This window comes from Archangium gephyra, assembly GCF_042230915.1.
Classification (GTDB): Bacteria; Myxococcota; Myxococcia; order Myxococcales; family Myxococcaceae; genus Archangium; species Archangium gephyra_B.
The window spans coordinates 10,821,875-10,835,114 of record NZ_CP102578.1 but is presented as its reverse complement, the minus strand read 5'-3'; the positions used below and the strand labels follow the sequence as shown (position 1 = coordinate 10,835,114).

Genomic DNA, 13,240 nt, shown 5'->3' with positions numbered 1-13,240 from the left:
CCGTGTCCGGTGGAAGCCGCCCGTCCGGAGCACGGGCGGCCATGGAGGGAGGAAGGACTTGCGAGGGGCCCCGGCGGGGCGTATTCGGACAATTATATGGGCTCCCATACAAATCGGCGGGCGCGCGCGGGGACGCCCCCGGCGGAGACGGAGGACGTGCGGGCCATCCTGGACGGCATCCGGCGGCTCGTGCGCCTGTTGCGCGTCTCGGCCCGGGCCTCCGAGGGGCTCGTGGGCATCAGCGGCGCGCAGCTCTTCGTGCTCCAGCAGCTCGCCGAGGCGGGCCCCTGCTCCATCAACGCGCTGGCCGAGCGCACCTTCACGCACCAGAGCTCGGTGTCGGTGGTGGTGAGCCGGCTCATCGAGCGGGGGCTGGTGTCGCGCCGGCCGTCGGAGGAGGACGGGAGGCGGGTGGAGGTCTCCCTAGCGCCCGAGGGCCGGGAGCTGTTGCGCACGGCGCCGCCCATGGCCCAGGTGCAGCTCATCGCCGGGTTGCGCGAGCTGGAGCCCGCTCAGCGGGCCGCGCTCGCCGGGGGGCTCACCGCGCTGGTGCGTGGGCTGGGGCTGGACGCGGAGACCGCTCCGCTCTTTTTCGAGGACGAGGCGCCCTCACGGCGGCGCCAGGGGAAACGACAGCATGAAGAAGCCTGAGCTCATCTCGGTGTCCGAGGGCACCGGCGACAGGGAGTCCCTCCCGGTTGCCCCCTCCATGGGGCCCACGCTGGAGAACGAGCCGCGCGCGCCGCTGGCCGCGCAGCCGGTGGATCGGCGCCTGGTGTTCATCTGCGGCCTGAGCATCCTGCTGGCCATCGGCGCGGGGCTGGTGGCCCAGGTGCTCGGCAAGCTCATCGCGCTCATCACGAACGTGGCCTTCTTCGGCCGGGTGTCCCTCCATGAGGTGTCGCCGGCGGAGCACACGCGGGGGCTCTGGGTGCTGGTCATCCCCGTGCTCGGCGCGCTCGTGGTGGGGGTGATGGCGCGCTATGGCTCCAAGGCCATCCGCGGCCACGGCATCCCCGAGGCCATGGAGCAGGTGCTGCTCAACCGCAGCCGGATTCCTCCGCGGATCACCTTCCTCAAGCCGCTGTCGTCGGCGGTGGCCATCGGCACGGGAGGGCCGTTCGGCGCCGAGGGCCCCATCATCGCCACGGGCGGGGCGCTGGGCTCGTTGCTGGGGCAGGTGCTGAAGGTGACGGCGGACGAGCGCAAGGTGCTGCTGGCGGCGGGCGCCGGAGCGGGCATGGCGGCCACCTTCGGCGCGCCCGTGTCCGCGGTGCTGCTGGCCATCGAGCTGCTGCTCTTCGAGTTCCGCCCGCGCTCGGTCATCCCGGTGGCGCTGGCCACCTGCACGGCCACGGCGGTGCGCATGGCCTTCGTGGGCGGCGCGCCGGCCTTCGACATGCCGGACGTGGCGGCGCCGGGCGGGGGCGCGCTGGCCTTCTACATCGGCATGGGCGCGCTCATCGGCGTGGCGTCGGTGCTCGCCACGCGGGCCGTCTACTGGATCGAGGACGTCTTCGAGAAGCTGCCCCTGCACTGGATGTGGTGGCCGGCGCTCGGGGCCATCGCCGTGGGTGTGGTGGGCTGGTTCGAGCCGCGCACGCTGGGGGTGGGCTACTCCAACATCGAGGACATCATCTCCGGCCGCTTCGTGGGCACGGCGGCGCTCGTCTTCTGCCTGCTGAAGTTCACCTCCTGGTCCATCGCGCTGGGCAGCGGCACCTCGGGCGGCACGCTGGCGCCGCTCTTCACCATTGGCGGTGGGGTGGGCTCGGCGCTGGGTGCGCTGGCGGTGTGGCTGGTGCCGGGGCTGGGCGTGGACGTGCGCATCGCCGCGCTGGTGGGCATGGCGGCCATCTTCGCCGGGGCCTCGCGCGCGCTGCTGGCCTCGGTGGTGTTCGCCTTCGAGACGACGCGCCAGCCCCTGGGCCTGCTGCCGCTGCTGGGAGGCTGCGCGGCGTCGTACCTCGTCTCCTCGCTGCTCATGCGTCACTCCATCATGACGGAGAAGCTGGCGCGGCGCGGGGCGCGGGTGCCCATGGAGTACGCGGCGGACGTGCTCGCCAACACGCTGGTGTCGGCGCACGGGCTGCGGCCGGTGGTGACGCTCGCGGCGGAGGACACCGTGGTCCAGGCGCGGGCCTGGCTGGCGGGGGACGGCACGGGCACCCGGCACCAGGGCTTCCCGGTGGTGGACGGCGCGGGGAGGCTGGTGGGCGTCGTCACCCGGCGGGAGTTGCTGGAGGGCGAGGCGGTGGAGGGCCGGCGCGTGCGGGAGCTCGTCCGCAGGCCCCCGGCGGTCGTCTTCGAGGACAGCACCCTGCGCGAGGCGGCGGATCACATGGTGCGCGAGGACGTGGGGCGGCTGCCGGTGGTGAAGCGCGAGGCGCCGTGGACGGTGGTGGGCATCCTCACGCGGAGCGACTTGCTGGCCGCGCACCGGCGCCGGCTGGAGGAGGCGCACCAGGCCGAGCAGGGAATCGGAGGCGGCCCGAGGCCCCGGGCCTCCACGCCGGCATGAGGGAGGGCATGGACACGGAGCACGCGCGGGTGCTGGAGCTGCTCAAGCGCCACGGGTGGAACGCCACGTCCTTCCAGGTGCTGGAGCCGGGGTACTCGTACTGGTTCGACGGCGAGGACGCGTGCGTGGCGTACGTGGACACGGGCCGGGCGTGGGTGGTGGCCGGTGCCCCCATCGGGCCGCACGAGCGGCTGGCCGAGGTGGCCGCGCGTTTCGAGGCGCACGCGGCCCGCTCGGGCCGGCGCCTGTGCTTCTTCGCCACCGAGCAGCGCATGCTGGACGCGGCGCCGCTCAAGGGCATGGCCATCGGCGAGCAGCCGGTGTGGGACCCGAGGCGTTGGGAGCAGGGCGTGCGTGAGAGCCGGAGCCTGCGCGAGCAGCTGCGCCGGGCGCGGGCCAAGGGCGTGCGGGTGCGCGAGGTGTCCGCGGCCGAGCTGAAGGATCCGGCGCACCCGGTGCGGGCGGGGGTGGACGGGCTGATGGAGCGCTGGCTGGTGTCGCGGCGGATGGCGCCCATGGGCTTCCTGGTGCAGCTCTCCCCGTACACCTGGGCCGAGGAGCGGCGCTCCTTCGTGGCGGAGTGGAACGGGGAGGTGGTGGCCTTCCTGTCGGCGGTGCCGGTGTACGCGCGCAATGGCTGGCTGGTGCAGCACCTGCTGCGCGGCGGAAAGGCGCCCAACGGCACCTCGGAGCTGCTGGTGGACGCGGCCATGCGCGCGGCGGCGGCCGAGGGGCGCGGCTACGTGACGCTGGGGCTCGCGCCGCTGGCGGGCGAGGTGGCCGGGTGGCTGCGCGCGGCGCGGGTGATGGGCACGCCCCTCTATGACTTCGAGGGGCTGCGCGCCTTCAAGGCCCGGCTGCGCCCGCACGCGTGGGACCGCATCCACCTAGCCTGGCCCGAGCGGCACGCTCCGCACCTGCCGCTGTACGACGCGCTGACGGCCTTCGCCCGGGGGAGCCTCGCGCGCTTCGGCCTGGCCACGCTCCTGCGCCAGCCCCGGCCGCTCGTCCAGCTGCTCGCGGTGCTGCTGGTGCCTTGGACGGTACTGCTCGCGCTGCCGGCCAATGCCCACCGCTTCCCCTCGCCGCTCGTGCAGTGGGGCTGGGTGCTCTTCGACGTGGGGCTGACGGTGGGGCTCTTCTCCCTCTTGCGCCGCTGGCGCTCCGGGCTCGCCACGCTGCTGGCCACGCTCATCACCGGCGATGCCTGCGTCACCTTGCTGGAGGCGCTCCTCTACAACCTCCCGCGCGCGCGAGGGCCGGGCGACTGGCTCGTCATGGCGGTGGCCGTGCTCGCCCCGGCCACGGCGGCGGGGCTGCTCTTCTGGGCCCGCCGGCACCCGGCGCTCGAGCCCGCCTGAGCGGGAGGCGCCCGGAGGGGAGGCGTCAGTCCTCGGGGGGCACGGCGGTGGGCGCGGCCGCGAGGAACACCTCCCGGCCCTGGACGCGCTCCACTCGGTGGAAGTGCACCATGTAGTCCCGCCGGGCGGGCGAGCCCTGCCCCAGCTCGAAATGGGTGTCCCCGACGTTCGACACCGTCCCGAGTCTCCGCCCGTCCCTGTCCTTCACCGTCATGCCCTCGTGGATGTCGCCGGGGTCGATCATCTTGGTCCTCTGTGCGTGTGTTCCGTGGTCCCTTGAGATGAACACTCCGAGCGGCCTTGGCTCGCGGGACTCGCTTCTCCCTGGAGGGAGCGCCGTGCTCCCTGGCGGGGGAGGGCACGGGCGGCCAGCGCTCCGGGCCACGCCCCACGGTGCCCCCCTACCTTCTCCTCCGAGGGCTCATGACGCACGGGAGAGACGCGCATGGTGGAGGCCCAGGCCCAGAGGTTGGCTTCACTCAAGATTGATCGCACGGCCCACCCCCGGCGCAAGTTGTGGCGCCGGTGGCCGCTCTGGGTGGGGCTGGCCGTGGTGCTCGCCCTGGTGGTGGGGATGGCGGTGGTGGGCCGGGCCCCGAGCGTGCGCGTGGCCGAGGTCCGCGAGGCCCGTCCCGGAGAGCAGCAGACCGAGCTGTCCGCGGCCGGCTACGTGTCCTCGCGCCGCCGCTCCATCATCGCGCCGCAGGTGGCGGGGCGGTTGTTGGAGGTGGCGGTGGACGAGGGCGACGCGGTGAAGAAGGGGCAGGTGCTCGCCCGCCTGGATGACCGGGATGCGCGGGTGGCGGCCGCCCGGGTGCGTGCGGAGCTGCAGGCCGCCAGCCAACGGCTCGCCGCTTCGAGGGCCACGGCGATACGGGCGCGCAGCGACCTGGCGAGGGCGGAGCAGTTGGCCAAGGCCCAGGTCATCACCCGGGCCAGCCTGGAGGAGGCGCAGGCGCTCGCGACGGCCTCGTCCGCCGAGGAGCAGGCGGCGAGTGCCCAGCTCACGGCGGCCCAGGAGGCGGCGCGGGCGGCGGAGCTGCAGCTGTCGCACACCGTGGTGCGAGCGCCCTTCGCGGGCACGGTGGTGCGCAAGCTGGCGGACGAGGGAGCGGTGCTCGCGCCCGCCGCGCTCGAGCAGGAGAACGTCGGCGGCATCGTCGAGCTGGTGGACCTGGGGGCGCTCGAGGTGGAGGCGGAGGTGAGCGAGGAGCAGCTGCCGCGCATCGAGCTGGGACAGCCGGCGCTCGTCTTCCTCGATGCGTACCCGGAGCAGGCCTTCCTCGCGAAGGTGCGCTCGGTGCGTCCGGCCATCGATCGCTCCAAGGCGACGGCGGACGTGAACGTGGCGTTCGAGGAGATCCCCCCGGGGGTGCTGCCGGACATGGGGGCGCGGGTGGCCTTCCTGAAGGAGGAGCTGCCGGAGGGCGCGCTCACGAAGAAGGACGCGGCGCTGCGGGTGCCGGCGTCGGCGGTGGTGCAGAACGGGGGGCAGAGCGTGGTGTGGGTGGTGCAGGACGGGAAGGTGAGACGCCAGCCGGTGCAGGTGGCCCAGAAGGTGGGGGACGAGGTGGCGCTGGCGCAGGGGCCGGAGCCGGGGACGCAGGTGGTGGTGTCGCCCAATGGCTCACTGCGTCCGGGACGCAAGGTGAAGGTGCGGACGGAGGGAGGATGAGCACCGCGTCCGTGCAAGAGGCGAAGTCTCCCCTCATCCGGCTGCGGGGCGTCTCCAAGGCCTACCGGCGCGGCGACATCGTCGTGCCCGTGCTGGAGAACGTGGACCTGGACATCGAGGCGGGGACCTTCGAGGCCTTCATGGGCCCGTCGGGCTCGGGCAAGTCCACGCTGCTCAACCTCATCTCGGGGTTGGACCGGCCCACCACGGGGGTGGTGGAGGTGGGCGGGCAGGACCTGGCGTGCATGAGCGACAAGGAGCTGGCCGACTGGCGCGCGGGGCACGTGGGCTTCATCTTCCAGCTCTACAACCTGCTGCCGGTGCTCACGGCGGCGGAGAACGTGGAGCTGCCGCTGCTGCTCACGCCGCTGTCCCGTGCCGAGCGCCGCGAGCACGTGGCGGCCGCGCTGGAGGTGGTGGGGCTGGGGCACCGCATGGGGCACCGGCCGCCGCAGATGTCCGGAGGCGAGCAGCAGCGGGTGGCGATTGCCCGGGCCATCGTCACCGACCCCGACCTGCTCATCGCGGACGAGCCCACGGGAGACCTGGACCGCAAGTCGGCCGAGCAGGTGTTGGATCTCTTCGAGGTGCTGCACCACCAGCTGCACAAGACGCTCGTGATGGTGACGCACGATCCGCACGCCGCCGAGCGCGCGGACCTGGTGCGGCACCTGGAGAAGGGGCTGCTGCAATGACGTTCGGGCGGCTCGTATGGAAGGACCTGTTGCGCAACCCGCTGCGGCTGGCGCTCACGGTGCTGGCGGGAGCGGTGGGGGTGATGGCCTTCATCTTCCTGCGCACGGTGGTGGACCTCTTCTATTCGAGCGCGGAGTCGGCGCAGGCGGACCGGCTCTTCACGCGTGCCAAGGCCTCCATCACGGCGGACCTGCCGCTGTCCTACCTGCCGCGCATCTCCACCGTGCCTGGGGTGGACGACCTCACCTTCTACGGCTTCTTCGGCGGGCGCTACGGCGAGTCCCAGCGCGACTTCTTCGGCTCGGCCTTCGTGGACCCGTCCTCGTTCATGCGTGTTTTCGATGAACTGGTCGTGGCCCCGCAGCAGGTGGCGGCCTTCCAGGCGGACCCGTGTGGGGCGCTCATCGGCAAGGACCTGGCGAAGCAGTACGGATGGAAGGCGGGGGACCGGGTGACGCTCAAGGGCACCATCTACCCGGGCGAGTGGACCTTCAACGTGCGGGGCATCTACGACGTGCGGTCGGGCACGCTGGACACCCGCTCGCTCTTCTTCCCCTTCCGCTGCCTCAACGAGAAGCTGCCGGACGAGCGCAAGGATCGGGTGGGGGCCTTCATGATTCGGGTGGAGGACCCGTCGCGCTCGGCGGCGGTGGCCTCGGCGGTGGATGCCATGTTCGCCAACAGCCCGTACCCGACGCGCACGGAGAGCGAGCGCGCGGCCACGCTGGGCTTCATCTCCATGCTGTCGGCCATCATCACCGCGGTGCAGGTGGTGGCCACCGTCATCCTGCTCATCATCCTGCTGGTCATCGGCAACACGCTGGCCATGAGCGTGCGCGAGCGCACCCGCGACTTGTCCACGCTCCGGGCCATGGGCTTCAAGAGCGGGAGGGTGGTGATGCTCGTGCTCTTCGAGTCGCTGGCCATCGGCCTGGCGTCGGGCGGGCTGGGGGTGCTCATCGCGCCGGTGCTCATCCGGGGCTTCATCGCGGCGGTGGGCTCGCAGCTCGGCGTGCCGGCGGACTTCGTGCGGGAGAGCACGCTGGTGCTCGGGGCGCTGGCGGCGTTGGGGGTGGCGCTGCTGGCCGGGGCCATCCCCGCGGTGCGCGCGGTGCGGATTCCCGTGGCCGAGGGGCTGAGGAAGGTGGCCTGAGCGATGATTCCCCTCTACTACAACACGCGCAGCCTCTGGGCCCGGCGGCTGTCCACGGGGCTCACCGTGCTGGGCCTGGGGCTCGTCGTCTTCGTCTTCTCCGCGGTGCTGATGCTGGCCAACGGGATTGAGTCCGCCCTCTCTTCGGGGGGAGACCCGCGCAACGTCATCCTCCTGGCCAAGGGCGCCACCAGCGAGTTGATGAGCAACGTGGAGCGCGACGCACTGCGCGCCCTGGGCAGCGCCCCGCAAGTGGCCTCCTCGGCGGAGGGCAACCCGCTGGTGGCCGGCGAGCTGGTGGTGCCGGTGCTGCTGCCGCGAGGCGATGGCAAGGAGTCGAACATCAACGCGCGGGGCATTGGCCCGGAGAGCTTCGCCATCCGGCCCACGGTGCGGCTCATCGCCGGCCGGGCACCCCGGACGGGCACCAACGAGATTGCACTGGGCGAGGCGCTGGTGGGCCGCTCGCCGGGGGCGCACCTGGGCGGGGAGTTGGTGTTCGCCGAGGAGCGCTGGCCGGTGGTGGGCGTGTTCACCGCCGAGGGCGGGGCCTACGAGTCCGAGCTGTGGGTGGACGTCAACCGGCTGGGGGCGGCGTTCGAGCGGCCGGGGCTGAGCGCCGTGGTGGTGCGGACGGGCTCGGAGCAGGCGCGCGACGCCTTCATCAAGGGCGTGGAGGGAGATCCGCGCTTCACGCTCGAGGCGAAATCGGAGCCCGAGTACTGGGCGGAGCAGGCGACGTGGCTGGCCACGTTCATCCGGGTGCTCGGCCTGTTCGTGTCCTTCATCTTCAGCGTGGGCGCGGTGCTGGGGGCGATGATCACCATGTACGCGCAGGTGGCGGCGCGCATTGGCGAGCTGGGGATGCTACGGGCGGTGGGCTACCGGCGCCGGAGCGTGCTGGCGAGCATCCTCATCGAGTCCGCGGTGCTGGGGGCGGCCGGAGGGGTGGTGGGCGCGTTGGGGGCGCTGGCCACGCGGTGGATGGAGATAAGGACGCTGAACTTCCAGACGTTCGCCGAGGTGCGCTTCGGCTTCACCCCGACGCCGGGCATCGTGGTGGCGGCGCTCGCCTTCGGGACGCTGATGGGAACCCTGGGAGGACTGCTGCCGGCCCTGAGGGCCTCGCGGCTGTCGATTCTGGACGCCTTGAGGGCGTGACGGGGCGCCACCGCTCAACGGCTCACCGGCACGGGCGTGTAGACGTCGATGGTTGTCTTGTCCCCCCGTTGCCCGGCCTTGTTGTCCCCCCAGGCCCACAGCGTGCCGTCCTTCTGCAACGCCAGGGAGTGGTGCATGCCGGCCGAGACCGCGGTCACGCTGCTCAATACGTTCACGTGCACGGGCGAGGGGCGGTGGGTGGTCGTCCCATCTCCCAGTTGGCCGGACTTGTTGTTTCCCCAGGCCCACAGCGTGCCGTCCGTTCGCGCCGCCAGGGAATGGAAGTGGCCGGCCGAGACCGCGGCCACGCCGCTCAACCCACTCACCTGCACGGGCGTGGAGCGCTCGGTGGTCGTCCCATCCCCCAGTTGCCCGGAGCCGTTGTTCCCCCAGGCCCACAGCGTGCCGTCCTCTCGCACCGCCAGGGAGTGGAAGTGGCCGGCCGAGACAGCGACCACGCCGCTCAACCCACTCACCTGCACGGGCGTGGAGCGGTTGGTGGTCGTCCCATCCCCCAGTTGCCCGGAATCGTTGTTTCCCCAGGCCCATACCGTGCCGTCGTCTCGCACAGCCAGCGAGTGGTGCATGCCGGCCGAGATGGCGGCCACACCGCTCAGGGCTTTCACCTGCACGGGCATGGAGCGCTCGGTGGTCGTCCCATCGCCCAATTGCCCGGAGCGGTTGTATCCCCAGGCCCACACCGTGCCGTCCTCTCTCATCGCCAGGGAGTGGTAGTAGCCGGCCGAGACGGCGGCCACGCCGCTCAGGGCTTTCACCTGCACGGGCGAGGAACGGTGGGTGCTCGACCCATTCCCCAGTTGCTTGGCCCTGTTGCTTCCCCAGGCCCATACCGTGCCGTCATTTCCCACCGCCAGCGAGTGCCCACCACCCGCCGAGACCGCGGTCACGCCGCGCAATTCGCTCACCTGCACGGGTGCGGAGCTTTGGCGGGTCGACCCATCTCCCAACTGCCCGTAGGTGTTGCTCCCCCAGGCCCACACCGTGCCGTCGGGCCGCACTCTCAGGGAGTGCTGGTCACCCGCCTCGTGGACGATGCAAGGGGGGGCGAAGACAGCGAAGTTCATCGAGGTGGAAAGTCCCTGGGAGTTGCTCACCGTCGCCTTCACGGCCGGCGTGAGCCCTGGGGAGACACAGGTGCGCGCCTTCCAGGTGATCTCGCTCGTGGTCGCGGTGCTCGCCGGCGTCCCCAGCGTGCCGGTGTTGGCTTCCCAGGCAAACTGAAGCGCGCCGTCGTGCGCATCCCGCGCCTTGATGCGCAGGGTCTGGAGTCCCTGGAACCTTCTGGACGGCTCCGGCTTGTGGGCCTCCACGATCTCCGGTGCGCGCGGCACGGCGGGCTCGTCTGGAGCAGGCCGTTGCGGCACGGGCTCCTGCTTCACGGGGGGAGGTGCCCGCTTCGGTTGCACCTGCTCGCGCACCTGCTCGAACAGCCGCTCCACCTTGGGCGACACCTGCACGGGCAGCTTCGCCTCGGGCTTCAGGAAGAGGGCCGCCTTGAATGCGGCGCGGGCCTTGTCGCTCTTGCCCATGTCGGCGAGGACGAGCCCCTCGTAGAGGGTGAGGGCGACGTCGTCCTCGATGCCACGTGTCAGGCGTTTGGCACTGGCGATCTGCTCCAGCGCTCGCTCGTACTCGAGGCTCTCGTAGAGGCGGCTGATGGAGGAGAGGTATTTCCTCACCTCCGCGGAGCCCTGGGCGCGCGCGCTCCATGGGCTGAGGAGCATGATGGCCAACAGGCTCATCAGCACTCGGGCGGACCAGAGGCTCGCGGAACACATGGGCTTTCCTCTCAGGACGTATGCGATCCCCGGGTGGTACCCGGCGATCCAACCCGGGGCCCGACATACCCTCACCCCGTCCCTCTCCCGGAGGGAGAGGGGATATTGGGGTGAGAGTAGGGAGACGAGGGGAACAGCTCAGCCCGGCTGGCAGACCTGGCGGAGGATGTCGAGCGACTCGAGCGCCTTGCCCGCGCCCATCACCACGGCGGACAGCGGATCCTCGGCGAGGAACACCGGCAGGCCCGTCTCCTCGCGCAGCAGCGTGTCGAGGTTCTTCAGCAGCGCGCCACCACCGGCGAGGACAATCCCGCGGTCGGCGATGTCACCGGCCAGCTCCGGCGGCGTGCGCTCCAGCGTCAGCTTCACCGCCTCGACGATGCCGTTCACCGGCTCGCTCAGCGCGTCGCGCACCTCGTCGCTGCTCACCGTGAGCGTGCGCGGCACGCCGGCCACCAGGTCGCGACCCTTGATCTCCATGGTCATGACCTCCTCGGTGGGGTACGCCGTGCCGATGCCCATCTTGATGAGCTCGGCCGTGCGCTCGCCGATGAGCAGGTTGTACTTGCGCTTGACGTACTGGATGATCGCCTCGTCCAGCTTGTCGCCGCCGATGCGCACGCTCTTGGCGAACACGATGCCGGCGAGGCTGATGACCGCGACGTCGGACGTCCCACCGCCGATGTCGACAATCATGTTGCCGCTGGGCTCGGTGACGGGCAGGCCGGCGCCGATGGCCGCGGCCATCGGCTGCTCGATGAGGTAGACCTCACGGGCTCCGGCGTTGGCGGCGGCCTCGCGCACCGCGCGGCGCTCCACCTCGGTGATGCCCGAGGGGATGCCGATGACGATGCGCGGGCTGACGAGCGACTTGCGGTTGTGCGCCGTCTGGATGAAGTAGCGAAGCATCGCCGCGGTGATCTCGAAGTCGGCGATGACGCCGTCCTTCATGGGGCGGATGGCCACGATGTTGCCCGGCGTGCGGCCGAGCATCTCCTTGGCTTCCTTGCCCACGGCGAGCACCTTCTTGCCGCCGCGCGCGTCCTGTTGGACGGCCACCACGGAGGGCTCGTTGGAGACGATCCCCTGACCGCGGATGTAGATGAGCGTGTTGGCCGTGCCCAGGTCGATGGCGAGGTCACGCGAGAAAAGAGTGTGGAGCCAGTCGAACATACGGGGGCGGAAACTTTCAAAGGTGCGGCGTCATTTCCCAACACCGACAGTGAGTGCGCGGCAACCTACTACGCAGGGCCCGCAGCAGGAAGAAAAGCCAACTGTCAAGTGCACGGCCCGGCCGGAGAGCGTCCGGCCCACGGGGCCCCCCGTTCTTCCCCCCCATGCCCCATTCCTCCCTCTGAGAGAAGGTCCGGGATGAGGGGTTTCCCCCACAGGCGTGCAGGTTCCCAGTGTCCATTCAGTGGAGGGGGTGCAGCTCGCTCTCCCCCGCGAGGAGGTAGGTGTCCGCCGCTTCCCCGGCCTCTTGCTCGGTGGAGACCGGCGCCAGGTGGTGGGGCTCGGCCACGGCGCCATTTTCCACCGCATGCCGGTACTCGGGCGTCTGGCGCAGGGCCTCGCTGGTGACCTTGAGGAAGGCCTCGCGCACGGGCTCGAAGAGCAGGCCGGCGACGTACCAGAAGGGGGCGTAGTCCAGGCGGATGAGCCCCTTCACGCTCCAGCCCTTGTCCTCGTAGTCCCAGGGGCAGCGGCCGAGCGCCTTGCGCAGCAGCCAGCCCGTGGTGAACTCGGCGCCGAAGATGACGGCGGTGTAGGCGAGCGCGCGCACGGGCCGTGGCAGGAAGCGCAGCCGGTCATGGAGGAACTCCATCCCCAGCGCGGTCGCCCCGTAGATGGGGTGCATCCACAGGTACGTCTTCGCCGTCCCGTGTGTGTCTCGCTCCACGAGCGCCGCGCTCATGCCGGTGAAGCAGACCTCCATCACCCAGCCAGCACACCCGTAGAGAAGGAATCGCGGTAGCACGCTCCGAAGCTAGGGACCGGCCCCGGGAAGGGCATCCGGAAGCAGACGAGCGGGGGAGCGGCCGCCGGAAGGACGGGGGGACCCTGGAGGGGGGCCCGGCGGATGTTGGCCGCCGGACAGCCCGGGGCCGGGAGGTCAGCGTTTGATGGAGTACTTGCCGATGGCGTAGAGGGCGCGGACGCCATCCTTCCAGCCGATCTTCTTGCCCTCCTCGTAGGTGCGCCCGTGGTAGCTGATGGGCACCTCGAAGACGCGCCAGCCGCCGCGGGCCACCTTGGCGGTGATTTCGGGCTCAATGCCGAAGCGGTCCTCCTCGATGGTCACCGAGCGGATGACCTCGGCCCGGAAGGCCTTGTAGCAGGTCTCCATGTCGGTGAGGTTCAGGTTGCTCGTCATGTTGGAGAGCATGGTGAGCAACTGGTTCATCACCGAGTGCCAGTAGTAGAGGACGCGCCGGGGCGTGCCGGTGAAGCGGCTGCCGAAGACGACGTCCGCGTCGCCATCGATGATGGGCTGGATGACGCGGGGGATTTCACGCGGGTCGTACTCGAGGTCCGCGTCCTGGACGATGACGATGTCCCCGGTGGACTCGGAGAAGCCGCGGCGCAGGGCGGCGCCCTTGCCCTGGTTCTTCTCCTGGAAGATCACGCGCAGCTCGTTGCGGTTGTTCGGGGTGCCGCCGATGACGGACAGGCCCTCGGTGGCCAGACGCTGGAGCAGCTCGCGGCTTCCGTCGCGGGAGCAGTCGTCCACGATGACGAGCTCCTTGGGGAAGTCCACCGCGGTGACACGGCGGAGCAGTTCGGCGAGGGTGGAGATCTCGTTGTAGACAGGGATGACGACCGAGACGAGCATGGCGCAGCGGGCTCTAGCCGATTTTCGCGCCCCGCGCGACT

At 71.1% G+C, this 13,240-nt stretch carries 12 protein-coding genes; 7 read left to right on the top strand and 5 right to left on the bottom strand.

Going from position 1 to position 13,240, the window contains the following annotated elements; genetic code table 11:
* Nucleotides 1–96 precede the first annotated feature (96 nt).
* From NR798_RS42680 to NR798_RS42670, 3 genes are read left to right on the top strand one after another with little or no spacing between them, the layout of a single operon-like run.
* Entirely contained in the window at nucleotides 97–651 is a 555-nt protein-coding gene (locus NR798_RS42680; protein ID WP_375768349.1) for a MarR family winged helix-turn-helix transcriptional regulator, read from the top strand.
* On the top strand, nucleotides 638–2,521 hold the full coding sequence (locus NR798_RS42675; RefSeq protein ID WP_375768348.1) for a chloride channel protein: 1,884 nt from the start codon (nucleotides 638–640) through the stop codon (nucleotides 2,519–2,521). Before NR798_RS42680 ends, NR798_RS42675 begins: the two co-directional genes overlap by 14 nt.
* An 8-nt stretch (nucleotides 2,522–2,529) precedes the next feature.
* Nucleotides 2,530–3,882 carry a phosphatidylglycerol lysyltransferase domain-containing protein gene (locus tag NR798_RS42670; RefSeq protein WP_375768347.1) on the top strand — a complete coding sequence of 451 codons (1,353 nt, stop codon included), beginning with the start codon at nucleotides 2,530–2,532 and terminating at the stop codon, nucleotides 3,880–3,882.
* A 25-nt stretch (nucleotides 3,883–3,907) separates the two neighbouring features.
* Here NR798_RS42670 and NR798_RS42665 read toward each other — a convergent pair whose 3' ends face one another.
* Nucleotides 3,908–4,126 (bottom strand): DUF2171 domain-containing protein, encoded by a 219-nt coding sequence (locus tag NR798_RS42665; protein ID WP_375768346.1) that lies wholly within the window; start codon nucleotides 4,124–4,126, stop codon nucleotides 3,908–3,910.
* Between the two features lie 225 nt (nucleotides 4,127–4,351).
* Between NR798_RS42665 and NR798_RS42660 the strand changes: the two genes are divergently transcribed.
* The 4 genes from NR798_RS42660 to NR798_RS42645 are packed head-to-tail and all read left to right on the top strand — an operon-like array spanning nucleotide 4,352 to nucleotide 8,567.
* Entirely contained in the window at nucleotides 4,352–5,557 is a 1,206-nt protein-coding gene (locus NR798_RS42660; RefSeq protein ID WP_375768345.1) for an efflux RND transporter periplasmic adaptor subunit, read from the top strand.
* Nucleotides 5,554–6,252: an ABC transporter ATP-binding protein gene (locus tag NR798_RS42655; protein WP_375768344.1), complete on the top strand. Its 699-nt coding sequence runs from the start codon at nucleotides 5,554–5,556 to the stop codon at nucleotides 6,250–6,252. Before NR798_RS42660 ends, NR798_RS42655 begins: the two co-directional genes overlap by 4 nt.
* On the top strand, nucleotides 6,249–7,406 hold the full coding sequence (locus NR798_RS42650; protein WP_375768343.1) for an ABC transporter permease: 1,158 nt from the start codon (nucleotides 6,249–6,251) through the stop codon (nucleotides 7,404–7,406). The genes NR798_RS42655 and NR798_RS42650 overlap by 4 nt, the downstream gene beginning before the upstream one ends.
* A 3-nt stretch (nucleotides 7,407–7,409) precedes the next feature.
* Nucleotides 7,410–8,567, top strand: coding sequence for an ABC transporter permease (locus tag NR798_RS42645; protein WP_375768342.1), 1,158 nt, complete (start codon nucleotides 7,410–7,412; stop codon nucleotides 8,565–8,567).
* Nucleotides 8,568–8,581: 14 nt separating this feature from the next.
* Here the strand turns inward: NR798_RS42645 and NR798_RS42640 are convergent, their stop codons facing one another.
* The 4 genes from NR798_RS42640 to NR798_RS42625 form a co-directional block, all read right to left on the bottom strand.
* Entirely contained in the window at nucleotides 8,582–10,366 is a 1,785-nt protein-coding gene (locus NR798_RS42640) for an RCC1 domain-containing protein (RefSeq protein WP_375768341.1), read from the bottom strand.
* 138 nt (nucleotides 10,367–10,504) lie between these two features.
* On the bottom strand, nucleotides 10,505–11,539 hold the full coding sequence (locus NR798_RS42635) for a rod shape-determining protein (protein ID WP_043412497.1): 1,035 nt from the start codon (nucleotides 11,537–11,539) through the stop codon (nucleotides 10,505–10,507).
* Nucleotides 11,540–11,780: 241 nt separating this feature from the next.
* Nucleotides 11,781–12,344, bottom strand: a complete 564-nt coding sequence (locus NR798_RS42630) for a hypothetical protein (protein WP_375768340.1) — start codon at nucleotides 12,342–12,344, stop codon at nucleotides 11,781–11,783.
* Between the two features lie 135 nt (nucleotides 12,345–12,479).
* Complete coding sequence (locus NR798_RS42625; RefSeq protein WP_375768339.1) at nucleotides 12,480–13,199, bottom strand: glycosyltransferase family 2 protein; 720 nt, start codon at nucleotides 13,197–13,199, stop codon at nucleotides 12,480–12,482.
* Nucleotides 13,200–13,240 lie beyond the last annotated feature (41 nt).